We start from the raw sequence: 20,591 nt of genomic DNA on the forward strand, positions 1-20,591 counted from the left end.
AAGTACGGGTCAACATTTTTTGCTTATGACAGCACATATGAGCCGTCTTCCCGTGTTGCAAGCCAGAGGTTCGGCCACTTCAACAGTGTTTACCTGTCGCACACAAACTGTACTAAGAAACTCAGCACGTACAGGGAAACACTTTAAGCACCAATAATGCTGATGTTTTTGGCGACTACATGACTGACAAGCATAAAGGCGACACAGGGAAAGTCATGGATATGAAGAACATGAAGTGTAAGAACGCTTAAATGAAGACATCAAGAATAAAAGAAATTTTTGGGGACAACTGTTTTTCGAGTGCGGTTTTCTACAAATACAAAGACAGCTTACGTTTCAAAATAAGTCAAAGAGACAGCAGACTTAATCAGTTTGCAACCGCATACGAAAATGCCAAAACCATATTGCACTTCATTTTCGAAAAGGATACTGAGGTATACTGCTCACTTAGTTTATCCGGTGATAATTTATTACCTGCCCGATCCCAAATCAAAGAGCTACAACATGGTGGGTTCACGATTCCAAGCCAAAGATTTATCGATTACGACATTAATGAAGACGAAAAAATTGCAAGAATAATCTTCCAAACAAGCAAAGAAGAATGCACCAAATTACTTTGGATGAAAATCGCACACGAGCTTGGCATAAGCCCATCCACTTGGCTTGATTTACACATCTTCAGCATTGAAAATAAGATATTAGCACACCCTTACGATAAGCGCGGAATTGATGTCATTGGGGAAAAAAGCACACTCAAGACTGCTTTCAATAAATTACATCACCTGCTCATTAATTATGATATAGAAAAAATGGAAAGCAGTTTTAAATAGTAAGACACGCAATCATCACCCTATTTGCAAAGCACAGAATGAAAGCCCAAAGCCCCTCCCGGGGCTTTGATCGTTTGGGAGAGTTAAGCCAGTTCCTGCATTTGCATCGTGGTCTGTTGCAAACGGCGGGCAAAAGGCTCCAGCAGGCAATACATCTGCTCGCGCTCCAGTGTTTCAAGGTTGGATTGGTCCAACATGGCCACCAGCGCGGTCAAGGCATGGCTGACCTGGCTAAGTTCCAGGCAGATCAAATAGGCGCTGTGATGGAAGCGCTCGTCGTATTCGTCGAGCCGCTGCAACAGCGGGTCAATCGGCTGTAGTGAGGCATCCTGCTGGCGCAAGCTTTTCAGCTGCATCAGCAAGGTAGACAGCGATGGGATAGGGAGGGGCGGGAAAGGGATGGCGCTAGTCATGGCGACTCCTTGATAAGCATTATGCCCGCCGTCCGACGCTAATCGGGAGCGGCGGGAACATGGCAGGATTAGCGTTACCGGCATCAAGGACCCGGCGCGTGCAAGCACGCTCCCACCATGACCCGCCTGAGAGTAGACGCATCTATGGTGTACCCGGACATGAAAAATGCCGCATGTGCGGCTGTCCGCCTTGATATTCGGAACGCTAATTCCGGTGCTGATGCACAGCACGGCCGGATTATCACGCGCTTGGGGCCGGGAGGCAAGGCGTTGGCGTCGTTCCGTAGCGCCCTCCCAGATCGACGCTAGCTCAACGGCGGCGATGAGCCCCCCGCTTTACGACGAATGCGGCGCTACGCAGGCCTTTTCAATCCCTATAACCACACCCCTCCCCCATCTGTCACACCAGCATGAAGTCTGCTACGCTGCCTATCCATTTCGACTCTGCGTCCTGCAGGATTTCATCATGCTCAAGTTTGATGTTCTGATCATCGGCAGCGGTCTGGCCGGGATGACCTTGGCCTTGCACCTGGCGGAAAGCCGCAAGGTGGGTCTGATTACCAAGCGCGATTTGCTGGAAGGCAGTTCCACTTACGCTCAGGGCGGCATCGCCGCGGTGCTGGACACCGAGGATTCGGTGGAGGAACACATCCGCGATACGCTGATTGCCGGCGCAGGGCTGTGCAATGAGGAGACCACGCGCTTCATTGTCGAGCATTCCAAGGAAGCCATTGATTGGCTGATTGCGCTGGGCGTGCCCTTCACCAAGGATGAAACCCACCGCACCGGTTATCACCTGACCCGCGAGGGCGGCCACAGCCACCGCCGCATCATCCACGCCGCGGACGCCACCGGTGCGGCGGTGACCAGCACGCTGGGACAGAAGATCAAGGCCCACCCCAATATCACGGAGCTGGAAGAGCATATCGCCATCGATCTGATCACCTCGCGCAAGCTGGGCCTGCCCGGCAACCGCGCCTATGGGGTGTACGCGCTGGACAAGCTGGCGGATCAGGTGGTGACCATCGCCGCCAAGCACACCATCCTGGCCTCCGGCGGCGCCGGCAAGGTTTACCTGTACACCACCAATCCGGACACCGCCACCGGCGACGGCATCGCCATGGGCTGGCGCGCCGGCTGCCGGGTGGGGAATATGGAATTCATGCAGTTCCACCCCACTTGCCTGTATCACCCGCACAGCAAGTCCTTTCTGATCACCGAGGCGGTACGCGGCGAGGGCGGCATCCTGAAGCTGCCGGACGGCACCCGCTTTATGCCGGAGCACGATCCGCGCGCCGAGCTGGCGCCGCGCGACGTGGTGGCGCGCGCCATCGACTTCGAGATGAAGAAGCACGGCCTGGACTGTGTCTACCTGGACATTTCCTACAAGCCGGCCCATTTCATCCGCGAGCATTTCCCCAATATCTACGCCCATTGCCTGGAGCTGGGCATAGACATCACCCAACAGCCCATCCCGGTGGTGCCGGCGGTGCATTTCACCTGCGGCGGCCTGGTCACGGACCTGACCGGCCACACCGATGTGGACGCGCTGTACGCGGTGGGCGAAGTGGCCTGCACCGGCCTGCACGGGGCCAACCGGCTGGCCAGCAATTCCTTGCTGGAATGTCTGGTGATAGGCAAGGCGGCGGCGGCGGACATCCTGGCCGCGCCGGAGATCAAGCTGCCCAAGATCCCGGACTGGGACGACAGCCAGGTGACGGACCCGGACGAGGAGGTGGTGATTTCCCACAACTGGGACGAGCTGCGCCGGGCGATGTGGGACTATGTGGGCATTGTGCGCACCAATAAGCGGCTGATGCGGGCGCAAAACCGCATCCGCCTGCTGTCCGAGGAGATCAACGAGTATTACCGCCATTTCCACGTCAGCAACGATCTGATCGAGCTGCGCAATCTGGTGCAGACTTCGGAGCTGATCGTGCGTTCGGCGCTGCTGCGCAAGGAGAGCCGCGGCCTGCACTACAGCCGCGACTATCCGGAGAAGCTGGAGCTGGCGCAGGAGACCATCCTGACGCCGGAGGCGCCGGCGCAGGCCGATGGAGCATGAGCGGCAGTTAGTGGCTTTGCTGCGCGGGCAGCCGTGGCTGATGGAGGCGCTTGGCGCTGGGCGCGCCTTGGGCCTGTCCTCCTGGGCCATCGGCGCCGGAGCCATCCGCAGCCTGGTTTGGGACCGGCTGTGCGGCCATGCACGGCCCACACCTATCCCGGACATAGATCTGGTTTACTTCGATCCCGCGGACTTAAGCCCAGAGCGCGAGCATCAGTTGGAAGCCCAATTGCGCACTGCGCTGCCAAGCTTGAACTGGGAAGTCTGCAATCAGGCGGCGGTGCACCTCTGGCGCGAACAGAAGCCGGGCCGCCCCTTGCCGCCCTTACAAAGCCTGGCGGACGGGGTGGCTAGTTGGCCGGAAACCGCCACATCTGTGGCGGCCTGGCTGGATGAGGAAGACCGCGTGCGGATTCTAGCTCCCTGCGGTCTGGACGATTTGATGAACGGCGTGTTGCGCCATAATCCCAGGCATGGCAACGCCGCCGTGTTTGAGCGCAGGCTGATGGACAAGCAGTTTTTGCAGCGCTGGCCAGCGCTGCGGCGGCTCCCCACCCGGGACTACACGCCGCCCAAGTAATCCATCTTGCCCAGCGCCACGCCGTTGTGGCGCAGGATGGCGTAGGCGGCGGTGAGGTGGAAGTAGAAGTTGGGCAGCACAAAGCCCAGCAGATAGTTCTGTCCGCTGAAGCGGATCTCGTCGCCGCGCACTTTCAGCACCACTTCCCGCATCTCGCTGCCGTCGATCTGCGCGGCGTTAAAACCCTGCAAAAACGCCACGGTCTTGGCGATGCGCTGTTGCAAATCGGCAAAGCTGGCTTCGTCGTCGGCGTAGCTGGGCACGTCGACGCCCGCCAGCCGCGCGGCGCAGCCTTTGGCGCTATCGCTGGCGATCTGCACCTGGCGCGTCAGCGCGAACATGTCCGGCGCCAGCCGGGCGTTCAGCAGCACGTCCGGCGCGATGTTGCGCGCGGCGGCGTCGGCGGCGGCCTTGTCCAGGATGGCGGACAGATTGTTCAGGCCCCGGATCAGCGCCGGGACGGAGGCTTGATACATGGAAACGGACATGGCGGGCTCCTGTCGGATGCGGTAAGGCGGGCGCGGCGGACATTCCGGCGCGCCGCCACAGCATAAGCCAATCCGCCGCCGGGAAACAGACGCGGCCCGGCAGCGGCTTATTCAAAACGGGCCTTCACCTCCCCCGTCGCCTGTCCTCTCTGCCCCGCGCGGAGGCAGGGCCCTCACTTGGCCAGCGGCAGGGTGAACCAGAACGCGCAGCCGCCGGCTACGGTGCTGTTGGCGCCGAATTCGCCGCGGTGGAATTCAACGATGGAGCGGCAGATGTTCAGGCCTATGCCCATGCCTTCCGGCTTGGTGGAGTAGAACGGGGTGAACAGATTGCTCTTCATCGCCTCGGACAGACCGGGGCCGTTGTCCACCACTTCCACCCGCCAGAAGGCGGTGCCGATGGAGGTGCGCACTTTGACCCGCGGCCGCTTGGTCTGCGCTTCCTGCATCGCTTCAATGGCGTTTTTCATCAGATTGAGCAGCACTTGCTCGATCAGCACCGGGTCCATGTCCAGCAGGCAGCCTGCCGGGTCTTGTTCCACCTGCAGCTTGACCCCGGCTTTGACCGCCAGGCCTTCCGCCAGGCCAACGGCGCGCAGCACCACCGGCCCCGGTTCCACGCGCTGCAATTGCGGCTCGTGCTTTTTGACGAAGGCGCGGATGCTGCTGACGATCTGGGCCGCGCGCTTGGCCTGTCCGGCGATTTCCTGAATCGCTTCGCGCACGCCGGCCGGCAGTTCCAGTTCCGCCGGCAGCCGGCGGCTGACGCCGGCGGCGTAGGTGTTGATGGCGGTCAGCGGCTGGTTCAGTTCATGCGCCAGCGTGGAGGCCATTTCGCCCATGGCGATCAGGCGCGAGGTGTTTTGCAGCCGTTCCTGCTGCGCCAGTTCCCGTCCTTCGCGCGCCTTGTCTTCGCTGACGTCGGCCAGGATGGCCAGCCAGGCGGATTCGCCGTTCACCCAGTCGATGCGGCGGCGGTGCATCTGAAACCAGCTGCCGCCGCCGTCGGTGGTGAACTCCAGGCCGTACTCGTCTTGTTCCGGCTGTTCCTGCAGGCCGGGCAGCAGCACGCAGCAGGGGCCGTCCGGCTCCACCGTCAGCCATAGCCGGGCAAACGCCGGATTGGCGTACAACAGCAGACCGCCGCTTTCTTCCATCACGCAGACGCCGGCCACCAGGCCGTTGAGCACGGTGAGGAAGCGCTGATGGGAGGCGTTGAGCGCCAGCCGCTGCCGCTTGCGCTCGGTGATGTCGAACAGGGACGCGATCCAGCCGCGCTGGCTGCCGTCGGCTTCCACCAACGGGGTGGCGTAGAGCCGCACTTCGATGAATTCGCCGTCCTTGCGCGCAAAGCGCAGTTCGAAGCCCTCTTCCGGCTGACGGTTGTCGCGCACAGCGGCGATCGCCGCGGTCATGGCAGCGTGGTCGTCCTCCGGCCAGAACGGATGCGGCGGCGCCTGACCCACCAGTTCGTCCGCGCCGAAGCCCAGCATGTCGCAGAAGGCTCGGTTGACGCGCACGATGCGCCCTTCGTCCTCCAAAGCCACCAGGCCGCTTTTCATGCAGTCTTCTATCGCCTGGCGCAAGGACACCTCCTTGGCCAGCGCCTGTTCCGCGTGCGCGCGTTCGCGCACGTGGCGGCGGATGCGCCAGGCGGCGTACAAGAGCGCGCTGACCAGCAGCGCGATCAGGCCGGACAGCACCGGCAGGGTCAGCCCCAGGCCGGCGCGGTAGCTGGTCGCGTGCAGATAGAGGCCGTAGCCGGGCGGGTCGAAGCTGGTTTGATGCGAGAGGGTGCCGGGACGCTCCGCCGGATCGAACTTGCTGGCCAGGATTTTGCCGCTCAAATCCTGGATGCTGATGTAGTTCTTGGAGGCGATCCACCACGGCACCTGGTTGAACAACAGCAGGTCCATCTGGTAGGCCAGCCTCAGCCCGCCCAGGGGTTTGCCGTCGTGGACGATGGGCACGGCCAGATCGAAGCGGTATTTGCCGTCGCCGCCCTGATAGGGTTCGCCGTAACTGGGCCGCAGCAGGCGGTTGGCGCGCCACAGCGCGTCGAAGGTTTCTCCGGTCAGCACGCTGCCGTCGCGACGGGTGCCGTGCTGGTCGCGCACCACCCTGCCGTCCACGTCCACCTGCTCGATGCTCAGCAGTTCCGGGTTACCCCGCAGGTAAAACGCGGCTTGCCGGGCAAAGCGCTGGCTGTCGATATTGCCGTCCTCAATTTCCCGGCCCAGATTTTCAGCCCATTCCTGCTGCCCTTCCAGATACATGCGCAAGGACTGCTCCAGCCACAGCACTTCCTGGATCAGATTGTCTTGCTGCTCGTCGCGCCAGTCCCGGTAAACCAGGTAGAACAGGCTGCCCAGCGCCAACAGCAGGGCCAGCAACAGCGCGCCGGCGCTGAGCCAGAGCATGCCGGGGGAACGGCGCGACAATAAATTTTTTATCTGCATGGCATTCTAGGGAAAGCCCTAATGCGGAAGTCCCTAATAGTTGAAAGAAATAGGAAATCCTACTTTACACGGAACAAGCAGACTGTCCACAAGGACAGCGCATAAGGAAAAACCGCCCACGGCGCCGGCCAAATCGCTTTTGCCGGCCATAAAATGCCAAGGGATTGGTGGATTCCATACAACACTATACAAGTACGATGGAGATAGAGAATGAAACTGAAGACTGCCGCCGTGGCCCTCTGCGCCGCGTTCGCTTTGTCCGGCGTTGCCAACGCCGCCGGCGAGATCCTCATCAAATTCAGCCATGTGGTGTCTCCAGACACCCCCAAGGGCAAAGCCGCCGAATATTTCAAGAAACTGGCTGAGGAGCGCACCAAGGGCAAGGTCAAGGTGCAAGTGTATCCCAACAGCCAGTTGTACAAGGACAAGGAAGAACTGGAGGCGCTGCAGCTGGGCGCGGTTCAGATGCTGGCGCCTAGCCTGGCCAAGTTCGGCCCGCTGGGGGTCAAGGAGTTCGAGGTCTTCGATCTGCCCTATCTGTTCGACAATTACGACCAGGTCAACAAGGTGATGCACGGCCCCATCGGCAAGCAGTTGCTGGGCAAGCTGGAGGGCAAGGGCATCAAGGGCCTGGCCTATTGGGACAACGGCTTCAAGAACTTCTCCGCCAACAAGCCCATCCGCACCCCGGCCGACCTCAAGGGCCTGAAGATCCGCATCCAGTCGTCCAAGGTGCTGGAAGAGGAAATGCGCACCCTGGGCGCGCTGCCGCAAGTGATGGCTTTCTCCGAGGTGTATCAGGCGCTGCAGACCGGCGTGGTGGACGGCACCGAGCTGGAGGCGTCCAATCTGTACACCAGCAAGGCCTATGAGGTGCAAAAACAGCTGACACTGACCCAGCACGGCTTCCTCGGCTACGCCGTCATCGTCAACAAGAAGTTCTGGGACGGCCTGCCGGCCGACGTGCGCGCCCAGCTGGACAGCGCGATCCGCGATGCGTCCACCTACGCCAACGATATCGCGAAGAAGGAAAACGAACGCGCGCTGGCCGGCATCAAGGCTTCCGGCAAAACCCAGATCTACACCCCCACTCCGCAGGAACGCAGCGCCTTCAAAAAGGCGTTGGCGCCGGTCCACGCCAAGATGGCCGGCCGCATTGGCCAGGATCTGCTAAACCAGATCTATAAAGAAACCGGTTTCAATCCGGCCAAATAAAGCCAGCCCGGTTCAAGAGCATGCCCTCAAGCATGCTCTTGTTCCATGCGGAGACAGATATGTTGAAATTCCTCGATCACCTTGAGGAGTGGATGATCGCCTGCCTGATGGGGGCGGCCACCCTCATCACCTTTACCGCGGTGCTGCACCGCTACGGTTCGGGCATCGCCACTCTGCAACCGCTGCTCGCCCACATCAATATGTCCTGGGCGCAGGAGCTGACCATTTACCTCTTCGTCTGGATGGCCAAGTTCGGCGCCGCTTACGGCGTGCGCACCGGCATCCATGTCGGCGTGGATGTGCTGATCAACCGGCTCAGCGACAAACGCCGCGGACGTTTCATCGTCTTCGGCCTGCTGGCCGGCGCGCTGTTCACCGGCACCGTCGCCGTCATGGGCGCGGATTTCGTCTGGGACATCGCCCACACCGATCAAACCTCGCCGGATCTGGAGGCGCCGATGTGGCTGGTCTACCTGGCCATTCCCTGTGGTTCTTCGCTGATGTGCTTCCGCTTCCTGCAAGTGGCCTGGAATTTCCTCAGGACCGGCTCGCTGCCCAAGCATGACCACGGCCATGTGGACGGCCTGGACGGCGACGAGCAGCTGGACAATATGCACCCCCACGATATGCATCACGGAGGCCGCCCATGAGCGCCTTGATCATTTTCGGCCTGTTGATGCTGCTGATGCTGACCGGCATGCCGATTTCCATCTCCCTGGGCCTGACGGTGCTGACCTTCCTGTTCACCATGACGGATGTGCCGGTCACCTCGGTGGCGCTGAAGCTGTTCACCGGCATCGAGAAGTTTGAAATCATGGCCATCCCCTTCTTCATCCTGGCCGGCAACTTCCTGATGCACGGCGGGGTGGCCAAACGGATGATCCGCTTCGCCACCACGCTGGTGGGCCACTGGTACGGCGGCCTGGGTCTGGCCGGCGTGGTGTCCTGCGCGCTGTTCGCCGCCATCACCGGCTCATCTGTCGCCACCGTGGTGGCGGTGGGTTCCATCATTCTGCCGGCCATGGTCAAGCAGGGCTATCCGCAGCGCTTCGGCGCCGGCGTGATCACCACTTCCGGCGCGCTGGGCATTCTGTTTCCGCCGTCGATCAATCTGGTGATGTACAGCATTGCCACCGCCGGCATGGATGTCACCGGCCCCAACGGCATGAGCGTCAGCACCGCCTCGGTGGGCCAGCTGTTCATGGCGGGCGTGCTGCCCGGCCTGTGCCTGTCCCTGCTGCTGGGCCTGACCACCTGGTTCCGCGCCAAGAAGTTCGACTACCCGCGCCTGCCCCGCGCCGGCTGGGGCGAGCGTTGGCAGGCTTTCCGCGACAGCGTCTGGGGGCTGTTGTTGATCGCGCTGGTGATAGGCGGCATTTACAGCGGCATCTTCACGCCCACCGAGGCGGCGGCGATGGCGGCGGTGTACGCCTTCGTGATCGCGGTCTTCGTCTACAAGGACATGGGGCTGAAGGATGTGCCCAAGGTCTTGCTGAACGCGGCGTCGATGAGTTCCATGCTGCTCTACATCATCACCAACGCGGTGCTGTTCTCCTTCCTGCTGGCGTCCGAGCAGATTCCGCAGGCGATGGCGGCCTGGATGACCGGCCAGGGCCTGGGCATCGTCGCCTTCCTGCTGCTGACCAATATCCTGCTGCTGGCGGCCGGCAACTTCATGGACCCGTCCGCCATCGTGCTGATCATGGCGCCCATCCTTTATCCGGTGGCGGTGAAACTGGGCGTCAATCCCATCCACTTCGGCATTCTGATCGCGGTGAACATGGAAGTGGGCATGTGCCACCCGCCGGTGGGATTGAACCTTTACGTGGCTTCCGGGATCACCAAGATGGGCATCACCGAACTGACGGTGGCGGTCTGGCCCTGGTTGCTGACCATGCTGGGCTTCCTGGTGGCCGTCACCTACATTCCGGAGATCTCGCTATGGCTGCCGCGCGCGCTGGGCATGGTGAATTAGCATCCGCCTGACAGGCGTGAAAACGCGATGGCATGCGCCATCGCGTTTTTTGTCCGACAAGGCGATAGCCCCGCTCGCCCTTAAGCCCGTATAATGTGTAGTTACTCTCTTACACCAACCAACCACCTAAAGATCAACCTCAGGAGTCCCAGAGAATGGACGAGCAATTGCGCCAGAGCGCACTGGAATACCACCAGTACCCCAACCCGGGCAAAATCCAGGTTGCCCCGACCAAGCCTCTCACCACCCAACGCGATCTCGCCCTGGCCTACTCCCCCGGAGTGGCGGCCGCCTGCGACGCCATCGTGGAAGATCCGCTGAACGCCTACAAATACACCGCGCGCGGCAATCTGGTGGCGGTGATCTCCAACGGCACCGCGGTGCTGGGCCTGGGCAATATCGGCGCGCTGGCCGGCAAGCCGGTGATGGAAGGCAAGGGCGTGCTGTTCAAGAAGTTCGCCGGCATCGATGTGTTCGACATCGAGGTCAACGAGCTGGATCCGGACAAGCTGGTGGACATCATCTGTTCGCTGGAACCCACTTTCGGCGGCATCAACCTGGAAGACATCAAGGCGCCCGAGTGCTTCTACATCGAGAAGAAGTGCCGCGAACGCATGAACATTCCGGTGTTCCATGACGACCAGCACGGCACCGCCATCGTGGCAGCCGCCGCGGTGCTCAACGGTCTGCGCCTGGTGGAGAAGGACATCGCGCAAGTGCGCGTGGTGGCCTCCGGCGCCGGCGCCGCCGCCATCGCCTGCCTGGACCTGCTGGTGGCGCTGGGCGTGAACCGCGACAACATCACCGTCTGCGACTCCAAGGGCGTGATCTACGAAGGCCGCGACGAGAAACTGGACGACTCCAAGAAACGCTACGCGATCAAGGACAACGGCCAACGCAAGCTGGCCGACGCCATGGCCGGCGCCGACATCTTCATGGGCCTGTCCGGTCCCAAGCTGGTGTCCCAGGACATGGTCAAATCCATGGCCCGCTCGCCGCTGATCCTGGCCATGGCCAACCCGGAGCCGGAAATTCTGCCGCCGCTGGTCAAGGAAGTGCGCCCGGACGCCATCATCGGCACCGGCCGTTCGGACTATCCGAACCAGGTCAACAACGTGCTGTGCTTCCCCTTCATCTTCCGCGGCGCGCTGGACGTGGGCGCCACCACCATCAATGAAGAGATGAAGCTGGCCACGGTGCGCGCCATCGCCGACCTGGCGCTGGCCGAGCAAAACGACGTGGTGGCCACCGCCTACGGCGACCAGGAACTGTCCTTCGGCCCGGAATACGTGATTCCGAAACCGTTCGACCCGCGTCTGATCGTCAAGATCGCGCCCGCCGTGGCCAAGGCCGCAATGGATTCCGGCGTGGCCACTCGCCCGATCCAGGACTTCGACGCCTACGCCGATCAACTGGCCCAGTTCGTGTACAAGACCAATCTGTTCATGAAGCCGGTGTTCGCCCAGGCCAAGAAAGACCAGAAGCGCGTGGTGCTGACCGAGGGCGAAGACGAGCGCGTGCTGCACGCCACTCAGGAAATCGTCACCCAAGGCCTGGCCAAGCCCATCCTGATCGGCCGCCCCAGCGTCATCGACATGCGCATCCAGAAGCTGGGCCTGAAACTGGTGGCCGGCAAGGACTTCGAGATCGTCAACAACGAATCCGATCCGCGCTTCGCCGAGTACTGGAAAGAGTACTACCAGCTGACCAAGCGCAAGGGCGTGTCCCAGGAGCAGGCTCGCCGTCGCGTGATCGGCAACACCACGCTGATCGGCGCAATGATGGTGCGCCGCGGCGACGCCGACGCGATGATCTGCGGCACCTACGGGCCGTACCGCCAGCACTTCGACATCGTTGAAACCGTGCTCGGCTACAACAACCCGGAGCAAGTGGCCGGCGCGATGAACGCGCTGATCCTGCCCACCGGCAACATCTTCATCGCCGACACCTACGTCAACGCCGACCCGAGCGCTGAACAACTGGCCAGCATCACCCGCATGGCCAGCGAATCGATCAAGCGCTTCGGCATTGCGCCCAAGGCCGCGCTGCTGTCCAACTCCAGCTTCGGCACGCTGAACAGCGCCTCGGCGCAGAAGATGCGCGCCGCCTTCGACCAGATCCGCTCGGCGCAGCCGGATCTGGAAATCGACGGCGAAATGCAGGGCGACGCCGCGTTGGTGGAAAGCATCCGCAACCAGGCCATGCCGGACAGCACGCTGAAAGGCTCGGCCAATCTGTTGATCATGCCGAATGTGGAAGCCGCCAACATCAGCTACAACCTGTTGCGCGTTTCCGCCTCCGACGGCGTGACCATCGGCCCCATCCTGATGGGCATGAGCAAGCCGGCTCACATCCTGACCCCGATCGCTTCGGTGCGCCGCATCGTCAACATGGTGGCCCTGGCCGCCGTGGACGCGCAGAACAGCAAGTAAGCGTTTGCCTGGCATTTAAGGCATATACTGAACGGGCAAGCACAGCTTGCCCGTTTTTTCTTCGCCAAGGGAGCCGCTCATGAGCAACGAATTCAACCCCAACGACCCCTTCTCCCTATTCCGCCAGTTCTGGCAAACTGCCACGCCGCCGGGCATGCAGCCCTTTCTGCCGCCGATGAGCGAGGAGGAGATCGAGCGCAAGCTGGCGGAATTGCGCGTGGTGGAAAGCTGGCTGACCATGAATATGGGCATGCTGAGCATGCAGATCAAAGCCCTGGAAATGCAGAAGTCCGCGCTGCACTCGATGCGGCCTAAAGACCCGCCTCACAATTGAAACCGCCCCCGCCCCGATGCGGCCGCGCTCAAGTTTGCTTGGCGCGCAAACAACGCTACACTCTACCGTCCGGCCGCGGATCTTCCTGGCAGAAGCCCGCGGTCGCCATGTCTCAAGGTGATGAACGGGACGGCTCGCCCTCCCCTTTCCCATAACAATTAACGACCACTTTTCCGCGGACTCCATGCGTTTCTCCACTTCTTACGCCGCGCAGCCCGCAGATTCCGGCCTGCCTTCCATCCCCGTCTGGCTGTTCTTGCTCATCGCCGTCGCCTGGCTGCTGCCCGGCCTGGTGGGTCATGAGCCCTGGAAGCCGGACGAAGCCTACACCTTCGGCCTGATCCGCCATATCGCTCAGACCGGCGACTGGATCGTGCCGACGCTGGCCGGCGAGCCCTTCATGGAAAAGCCGCCGCTGTTCTTCATCAGCGCCGCCTTCACCATGCAATTGTTCAGCGGCTGGCTCAGCGCGCCGGACGCCGCGCGGCTGGCCGCCGGCGGCTGGATGGCGCTGGCCCTGGCCGGCACCGCCGTCTCCGCCGGCGCCTTGTACGGCCGCCGCGCCGCCGCCTGGGGCGCCTTGCTGCTGCTGGGCTGCCTGGGCCTGCCGATGCGCGCCCATCAAATGATCACGGACACCGCCCTGTTGGCCGGCGTGGCCTGGGGGCTGGCCGGACTGGTGCTGCTGCGCCGACGCGCCTTGCTCGGCGGCGCGCTGCTGGGCCTGGGCGGCGGCGTCGCCTTCTTGAGCAAGGGCCTGCTCGGCCCCGGCTGCCTGGGCCTGACCGCCTTGTTGCTGCCGCTGCACCCGGATTACCGCAACCGCCGTTACGCCGGCGGCCTGCTGCTGGCCGCGTTGATCGGCCTGCCGCTGGCCGCGCTGTGGGGCTTGAGCCTGTACTTGCGCGACCCGGCCTTGTTCCAGCTGTGGTTCAAAGTGAACAACTTCGGCCGCTTCGACGGCAGCGCCCACCTGGGCCCCAAGGCGCCGCGCCTGTTCTACGGCCGCACCCTGCCCTGGTACGGCATCCCGGTCTTGCCGCTGGCCTTGTGGGGGCTGTGGCGCGGCCGCCGACAATGGACCCGCGCCTGGCCGGCGGCGCCGGCGCTGCTCTGGCTGGTGACGCTGACCGTCTTGTCGCTGGCGGGCGACGCCCGCGAACTCTATGCGATGCCCTTGCTGCTGCCGCTGGCGCTGCTGGCCATCGCCGGTTTGCGCGCCGGCGAATCCCATCGCGGCTGGCGCGCGCTGTCCGGCTTCAGCCTATTTCTCTGCCTGGCGCTTGGCGCCTTCGTGCTCGCCGTCGCCTGGGTACTTTCCACCGGCGAACCGGCACAATGGTCCCGTCACCTGCTACACCGCAAGTTCACCGATTGGCACCCGCAGTGGCATCCATGGACCTGGCTGGCCTTCGGCCTGATCGCCGGCGGCGCGGCCTGGCTATGGCGACGCTTCCCGGCCGATACCGCGCCCGGCTTCGCCTGGCGCTGGAGCCTGACCATCGTGCTGTTGTGGGGCGGCCTGGCCACGCTATGGCTGCCGGCGCTGGATCACGGCATGCGCTACCGCGAAACCTTCGCCCCGCTGCGCCCTGTCCTGGCCGACATCGGCCGGCAAGGCGAATGCGTCGCCAGCGTCGGCCTGGGCGAACCCCAACGCGCGCTGCTGGACTACTACGCCGATTACCGCACGCTGCGGCTGGAAAGCACGTCGCAAGCCAAAGACTGCCGCTGGTTGCTGGTCCAGTCTCTTCACGACCAGCTGCCGGCCTTTCTCCGCGGTCTGACGCCGATGGCGAGCTTCCAGCGTCCGGGCGACCCGAAGGAACGCTTCCGCCTGTATCGGCTGGAACAACCTCTGGGCCAGCTGTTGGATACGGGAAAATAATTACAATGTATTTAATTTCAGACGAAATCGTCACAATTCGTCACAATTTGCCCCATATTCATTAACAATCACAGCGCCGCGATAACGTAGCCTTAACCCTTTTTTTCTTGAGGTTATGGTATGTCGGCGCTGAACGCGGTGGATTTATTCTGGTCTCTGGCCAGCGGGCGCTTCTCCCGCAAGGACGGATTCGACGAAGGGAAGAATCGCTGCAAATTCGCGCTGCGCGGACTGCTGACCCTGCCCTGGACGCTGCGCTGGCTGGACAGCTGGGGCCAACCCGCGCTGCGCCGCCATCTGCAGGCCAATCCGCGGCTGGCCTGCAAGCTGCACCGCCCCTATCTGTACCGCGCTCTTGGCCCAAGCGGCAAGCTGGCAGCTCTGCGCGAACACTATCAGACGCTGGCGACGCGGGTGTCTCCCGCCGCCTACCGCAGCCTGCTCAGCGACGCCGGTCTGCCGCTGGCCACGCTGCTCGGCAAAAACGAGGCCGCGATCACGGCGGTGCTGACGCACCGCCACAGCTTCGACAAAGAAGGCGAGTTGTCCTTGCAGATCTGCTCGGAGGAAGGGATCGCCATCGCCACGCTGACCTTCACCATCACCCGCCATCAAGGCGAAACCGCCATCATCATCGGCGGCCTGCAAGGCCCGCGCAAACCCCATGGCGCGGAAGCCGTGCACCAGCTCACCAAGCAAAGCCACGGCCTGTTTCCCAAGCGTTTGGCGGTTGAGGCCTTGGTCGCGCTGGCCCAGGAAATAGGCGCTAACCAGGTGCTGGCCGTCAGCAAATGGCAGCATATCTACAGCTCCTGGCGCTATCGCCGCCAGTTCTTCGCCGATTACGACAGCTTCTGGGACACCTTCGACGCCCAGCCCACCGCTTGCAAGCGCTTCTTCAGCCTGCCGCTGCAACTGCCGCGCAAGCCCCTGAGCGAGATCGCCAGCAAGAAACGCGCGGAATATCAGCGCCGCTACGCCTTGCTGGACGAACTGGCCAGCCAGAGCCGCAGCGCCGTCACGCGCCGGGCCGCCGCAAACTGAAAGCCGTCTTCGCGCGGCTGAACTCGTCGCCGCCCAGCTTGCCCACCAAGTCCAGGGCCTTGCTCGCCACGCGGCCGTCCCGCCACGCCTCGTCCGCCACATGCACGTGGCGCACCTCGCCCAATACCAGATTGCCGGCGCCCGCGCCTTCGCCCAGCACCAGGCACTGGCTCAGCACGCATTCGAAACGCAGCGGCGCCTGTTCCACGCCCGGCGCCCTCACCTGCCGACTGCGCGCCTTGCTCACGCCGGCCAGATCGAACTCGTCCACCTCCGGCGCATAAGAGCCGCAGCTGAGGTTCATCGCCTCCGCCAAGCGCTCCGGCACCACATTAACGACGAACTCGCCGGTGGCGCGGATATTGGCCAGGGTATCCTTCTCGCCGCCGCTGGCCGGCGTCAGAATGCTCAGCGCCAGCACCGGCGGCTTCACGCTGGCCACGGTGAAGAAGGAAAACGGCGCCAGATTGGCCACGCCCCGCAAGTCCTGAGTGCTGACCCAGGCGATGGGCCGGGGCTGCACGCTGCCCACCAGCAAAGGGTAGACCGCCTCCGGCGGCAAGCTCTTGATGTCGCAGTCCATGGGGATTCCTCCTAGATGCCATCATTCTAATGCTGCACAGCAACAAAATACCAGCGCCGCCAATTGCGCCCGGCGATGGTGTCGCAACCGCTCGGCAGGTAAAATGACACGATGAACTCACCTCGTTTTATCCATCTGCGCCTCCATTCGGAGTTCTCCATCACCGACGGCATCGTACGCCTGGATGACGCCATCAAGCGCGCCATCAAGGACAATATGCCCGCGGTGGGCATGTCCGATCTGATGAACATCTTCGGCATGGTCAAGTTCTACAAGGGCTGCCGGGACAAAGGCGTCAAGCCCATCGTGTCCTGCGATGTCTGGCTGGAAAACGAGGATGACCGCGACAAACCCTATCGCCTGATGCTGACGGTGAAGAACCGCCAGGGCTACGGGCGCTTGTGCGAACTGCTGGCCGACGCCTACACCCACAATCAGTACCGCGGCCGCGCCGAACTCAAGCGCGCCTGGCTAGAAAACGGCGACAACAGCGGCCTGATCTGCCTGTCCGGCGCCCACATGGGCGACGTGGGCCAGGCCCTGCTGATGGGCCAGCGCGACGAGGCGCGCCGCCGCGCCGAATATTGGGAAAGCTGCTTTCCGGACAGCTTCTACCTGGAGTTGCAGCGCCTGAACAACCCGCAGGTGGAGCACGCGCTGCAAGCCTCGCTGTGGCTGGCCGGCGAGACTGGCCTGCCGGTGGTGGCCACCCACCCCATCCAGTTCATGGACCCGGACGACTTCAAGGCCCACGAGGCCCGCGTCTGCATCGCCGAGGGCTTCACCCTGGGCGACAAGCGCCGGCCGCGCAGCTTCGAGGAAAACCAATACTTCCTGTCCACCGAGCAGATGCTGGAGCGCTTCGCCGACATCCCCGAAGCGCTGGAAAACTCGGTGGAAATCGCCCGCCGCTGCAATATCAGCGTGCAACTGGGCAAGAACTACCTGCCGCAATTCCCGACGCCGGACGGCATGACGCTGGACGACTACCTGGTACATCTGTCCCAGGAAGGACTGGAAGAACGGCTGGCCAAGCTCTATCCCGATCCGGAAACGCGCGCCCAAGAGCGGCCGCGCTACGACGAGCGCTTGAAGATCGAGTGCGACACCATCATCCAGATGGGCTTCCCCGGCTACTTCCTGATCGTGGCGGACTTCATCAACTGGGCCAAGAACAACGGCTGCCCGGTGGGTCCCGGCCGCGGCTCCGGTGCCGGCTCGCTGGTGGCCTACAGCATCGGCATCACCGACATCGACCCGCTGGCCTACGCGCTGCTGTTCGAACGCTTCCTCAACCCCGAGCGGGTCTCCATGCCCGACTTCGACATCGACTTCTGCCAGGACAACCGCTACCGCGTGATCGAATACGTGCGCCAGAAATACGGCGCCGAAGCGGTGTCGCAGATCGCCACCTTCGGCACCATGGCGGCCAAGGCCGTGGTGCGCGACGTCGGCCGGGTGCTGGACCTGCCGTATATGTTCTGCGACGGCATCTCCAAACTGATTCCCGCCGCGCCCGGCAAGCAATACTCGCTGGACGACGCGGTGGAAATGGAGCCGGTGCTGCGCGAGCGGCTGGAAAACGAGGAGGAACTGCGCGAGCTGTGGGAGTTGGCCAAGAAGCTGGAAGGCCTGACCCGCAACATCGGCATGCACGCCGGCGGCGTCTTGATCGCGCCGGGCAAGATCACCGACTTCTGCCCGATGTACCAGGCCAGCGGCGACGGCTCGGTGCCGGTGTCCATGCTGGACAAGGACGATGTGGAAAAAGTGGGCCTGGTGAAGTTCGACTTCCTCGGCCTGCGCAACCTGACGATTATCGAACTGGCCGTCGGCTACATCAAGGACCTGGACCCCAGCTTCGACACCGACCTCAATCTGCTCGAGTTCACCGACGCCGCCGCCTACAAAGTGCTGCAGCAGGCCAATACCACCGCCGTCTTCCAGCTTGAATCGGACGGCATGAAGCGGCTGCTGGAAAAACTGAAGCCCGACCGTTTCGAAGACATCATCGCTGTGCTGGCCCTGTACCGTCCGGGCCCGCTCGGCTCCGGCATGGTGGACGACTTCATCCTGCGCAAGGCCGGCAAGCAAGAGGTCGACTACTACCACCCGGACCTGCAGGCCTGCCTGGACCCGACCTACGGCGTGATCGTCTACCAGGAACAGGTGATGCAGATCTCGCAGATCATCGGCGGTTACACCCTGGGCGGCGCCGACATGCTGCGCCGGGCGATGGGCAAGAAAAAACCGGAGGAAATGGCCGAGCACCGCGGCAAGATCGCCCAGGGTGCGGCCACCAAGGGCTACGACCCCAAGCTCGCCGAAATGCTGTTCGACCTGATGGCCAAGTTCGCCGAGTACGGCTTCAACAAGTCGCACACCGCCGCCTACGCCGTGGTCTCCTATCAGACCGCCTGGCTCAAGGCCCACCACACCGCGGCCTTCATGGCGGCCACCATGTCCTCGGAATTGGACAACACCGACCAGCTCAAGGTGTTCTACGACGACAGCGTGGACGGCAAAAACGGCCTGATCTTCCTGCCGCCCGACGTCAACCAGAGCTACTACCGCTTCGTGCCGGTGGACCGCAAGCACATCCGCTACGCGCTGGGCGCGATCAAGGGCACCGGCGAAGCCGCCGTCGACCACATCGTCGCGATCCGCGCCGCGTCCGGGCCGTTCAAGGACTTGTTCGACTTCTGCAGCCGCACCGACAAGAAGATCGTCAACAAGCGCGTGATCGAAGCGCTGATCCGCGCCGGCGCCTTCGACAGCATAGAGCCCAACCGGGCCAAGCTGTTCGGCAACGTCGGGCTGGCGATGGACGCCGCCGAACAGGAGCACGCCAACGCCAATCAGGGCGGCTTGTTCGACATGTTCGGCGACGACGTCGCCCCCAGCGTGGAAATGGTCGAGATCAAGCCGTGGAGCGACGCGGTCAAGCTGGCGGAAGAAAAGCTGGCCATCGGCTTCTACCTGTCCGGCCACCCTTTCGCCGCCTACGCCAAGGAAATTCGCGGCTTCATCAAGACCCCGCTGTCCCGGCTCAGCCCGCGCAAGGAGCCCCAGTTGCTGGCCGGCTTCGTCACCGGCATCCGCGTCAAAGTGGGCAACCGCGGCAAAATGGCCTTCGTGCAGCTGGACGACGGCAGCACCAAATTGGAAGTCAGCCTGTTCGCGGAAAGCTTCGAAGCCAACCGCAGCCGCTTGAAAGACGACGTGGTCCTGGTGATAGAAGGCAAGGTCAGCGAGGACAACTTCTCCGGCGGCCTGCGCATCATCGCAGACAAAGTCTATGAGCTGGGCGAGGCGCGCAGCCGCTACGCGCGCAGCCTGTCGCTGAAACTGGCCGGCAAGGTGGACGTCAGCAAACTCAAGGCCCAGCTGCACCCGTTCCGCAGCGAAGACGCCGGCTGCCCGGTGCGCATCCATTACAACAACGGCGCGGCCAGCGGCGACCTGATGCTGCCCCCGCCCTGGGGCGTCCGGCTGGACGACGGGCTGTTGCTGGCGCTGCAGGACTGGCTGGGCAGCGACAAGGTCAAAGTGATGTGGTGAGCCGCCGCGCTCCCGCCAAGCCGCGCCCAGCGCGGCTTTTTTCTTGCCCCGCGCTTTGCAAGCGCCGGGCATTGCAGTAGGCTTGCCCGCTCAAACGCACCACAGAAGAGGATGTTTTCAGATGACGGCACGCCCGGCGCAACTCCAAGACGTCGCCCCGGTCTTCCAGATCGAGCAAGCGGTATTCGGCCACCACGTCTACCCGGACTTTTTCTTCCGCCAGGCCCACGACCTGTGGCCGGACCTGTTCTTCGTCGCGCCGGGCGCGCAAGACGGGGCACTGGGCGGCTACATCATCGGCGCGCCGGGCAGCGGGCAAGGCGAATTCTGGATCATGTCGCTGGCGGTCCACGCGCATTGCCGCGGACAAGGCATAGGCAAGCAACTGCTGCAGGCCTTGCTGCAAGCGCTGCGGGCGCGCCAGGCCAGCCACGCGAAACTGACGGTCCACCCCGACAATCCCGCGGTCAGGCTGTACCAGCAGCTTGGCTTTGTCGTCGTCGAACATCAACCTCATTACTTCGGCGACAACGATCCGCGCCTGGTCATGCGCGCGGATTTCTAGCCGTCCGGATGCAACAAAGCCTCCCTTTGGGGGAGGCTTCCGTGTCGCCATTCAACAGCACAATGCATAAAGCCCAGCTCGTGTGAGCTGGGCTTTGCAATGGGGCGTCTGGCGGTGTCCTACTTTCACATGGCGAATGCCACACTATCATCGGCGCTA

16 protein-coding genes are annotated in these 20,591 nt (G+C 62.8%); 12 read left to right on the top strand and 4 right to left on the bottom strand.

Annotation, left to right across the window (positions count from 1 at the left end; genetic code table 11):
• Positions 1-251: 251 nt before the first annotated feature.
• Positions 252-830, top strand: coding sequence for a DUF3885 domain-containing protein (locus QUG03_RS22750; RefSeq protein WP_500821070.1), 579 nt, complete (start codon positions 252-254; stop codon positions 828-830).
• 83 nt (positions 831-913) lie between these two features.
• Here QUG03_RS22750 and QUG03_RS22755 read toward each other — a convergent pair whose 3' ends face one another.
• Entirely contained in the window at positions 914-1,243 is a 330-nt protein-coding gene (locus QUG03_RS22755; RefSeq protein ID WP_500821071.1) for a DUF1484 family protein, read from the bottom strand.
• 466 nt (positions 1,244-1,709) lie between these two features.
• On the opposite strand from QUG03_RS22755, the gene nadB reads away from it, so the two are divergent.
• On the top strand, positions 1,710-3,308 hold the full coding sequence (gene nadB, locus QUG03_RS22760; RefSeq protein ID WP_235084688.1) for an L-aspartate oxidase: 1,599 nt from the start codon (positions 1,710-1,712) through the stop codon (positions 3,306-3,308).
• Between the two features lie 10 nt (positions 3,309-3,318).
• On the top strand, positions 3,319-3,888 hold the full coding sequence (locus QUG03_RS22765) for a nucleotidyltransferase family protein (protein WP_500821072.1): 570 nt from the start codon (positions 3,319-3,321) through the stop codon (positions 3,886-3,888).
• On the opposite strand, the gene QUG03_RS22770 is transcribed toward QUG03_RS22765, so the two are convergent.
• Together QUG03_RS22770 and QUG03_RS22775 are read right to left on the bottom strand one after the other, a co-directional pair.
• Positions 3,870-4,376 (bottom strand): DUF1993 domain-containing protein, encoded by a 507-nt coding sequence (locus QUG03_RS22770; protein ID WP_500821073.1) that lies wholly within the window; start codon positions 4,374-4,376, stop codon positions 3,870-3,872. The two genes, QUG03_RS22765 and QUG03_RS22770, sit on opposite strands and share 19 nt — an antisense overlap.
• A gap of 173 nt (positions 4,377-4,549) precedes the next feature.
• Positions 4,550-6,835: a PAS domain S-box protein gene (locus tag QUG03_RS22775; RefSeq protein ID WP_233246740.1), complete on the bottom strand. Its 2,286-nt coding sequence runs from the start codon at positions 6,833-6,835 to the stop codon at positions 4,550-4,552.
• Between the two features lie 210 nt (positions 6,836-7,045).
• On the opposite strand from QUG03_RS22775, the gene QUG03_RS22780 reads away from it, so the two are divergent.
• From QUG03_RS22780 to QUG03_RS22810, 7 genes are all read left to right on the top strand, one after another.
• On the top strand, positions 7,046-8,050 hold the full coding sequence (locus QUG03_RS22780) for a TRAP transporter substrate-binding protein (protein WP_107800818.1): 1,005 nt from the start codon (positions 7,046-7,048) through the stop codon (positions 8,048-8,050).
• 59 nt (positions 8,051-8,109) lie between these two features.
• Positions 8,110-8,700 carry a TRAP transporter small permease gene (locus QUG03_RS22785; protein ID WP_107800819.1) on the top strand — a complete coding sequence of 197 codons (591 nt, stop codon included), beginning with the start codon at positions 8,110-8,112 and terminating at the stop codon, positions 8,698-8,700.
• Complete coding sequence (locus tag QUG03_RS22790; RefSeq protein WP_081548523.1) at positions 8,697-10,025, top strand: TRAP transporter large permease; 1,329 nt, start codon at positions 8,697-8,699, stop codon at positions 10,023-10,025. The genes QUG03_RS22785 and QUG03_RS22790 overlap by 4 nt, the downstream gene beginning before the upstream one ends.
• A gap of 155 nt (positions 10,026-10,180) precedes the next feature.
• A complete protein-coding gene (locus QUG03_RS22795) occupies positions 10,181-12,457 on the top strand; it encodes an NADP-dependent malic enzyme (protein WP_107800820.1) in 2,277 nt (758 codons plus the stop codon).
• A gap of 79 nt (positions 12,458-12,536) precedes the next feature.
• Positions 12,537-12,791 (top strand): PhaM family polyhydroxyalkanoate granule multifunctional regulatory protein, encoded by a 255-nt coding sequence (locus tag QUG03_RS22800; protein WP_107800821.1) that lies wholly within the window; start codon positions 12,537-12,539, stop codon positions 12,789-12,791.
• 184 nt (positions 12,792-12,975) lie between these two features.
• On the top strand, positions 12,976-14,679 hold the full coding sequence (locus tag QUG03_RS22805) for an ArnT family glycosyltransferase (RefSeq protein WP_500821074.1): 1,704 nt from the start codon (positions 12,976-12,978) through the stop codon (positions 14,677-14,679).
• A gap of 120 nt (positions 14,680-14,799) precedes the next feature.
• Positions 14,800-15,723: a VirK/YbjX family protein gene (locus tag QUG03_RS22810; protein WP_235084695.1), complete on the top strand. Its 924-nt coding sequence runs from the start codon at positions 14,800-14,802 to the stop codon at positions 15,721-15,723.
• On the opposite strand, the gene QUG03_RS22815 is transcribed toward QUG03_RS22810, so the two are convergent.
• The gene (locus QUG03_RS22815; RefSeq protein ID WP_107800824.1) at positions 15,698-16,306 is read right to left on the bottom strand and encodes a flavin reductase family protein; all 609 of its coding nucleotides are present in this window, start codon (positions 16,304-16,306) and stop codon (positions 15,698-15,700) included. The genes QUG03_RS22810 and QUG03_RS22815 overlap by 26 nt on opposite strands.
• A 111-nt stretch (positions 16,307-16,417) precedes the next feature.
• Here QUG03_RS22815 and dnaE point away from each other — a divergent pair, with 111 nt between their 5' ends.
• Positions 16,418-19,867 (top strand): DNA polymerase III subunit alpha, encoded by a 3,450-nt coding sequence (gene dnaE, locus QUG03_RS22820; protein WP_500821075.1) that lies wholly within the window; start codon positions 16,418-16,420, stop codon positions 19,865-19,867.
• A 121-nt stretch (positions 19,868-19,988) separates the two neighbouring features.
• Positions 19,989-20,432 (top strand): GNAT family N-acetyltransferase, encoded by a 444-nt coding sequence (locus QUG03_RS22825; RefSeq protein WP_500821076.1) that lies wholly within the window; start codon positions 19,989-19,991, stop codon positions 20,430-20,432.
• Positions 20,433-20,591: the final 159 nt, after the last annotated feature.

Source organism: Chromobacterium sp. CCUG 30098 (assembly GCF_059916605.1).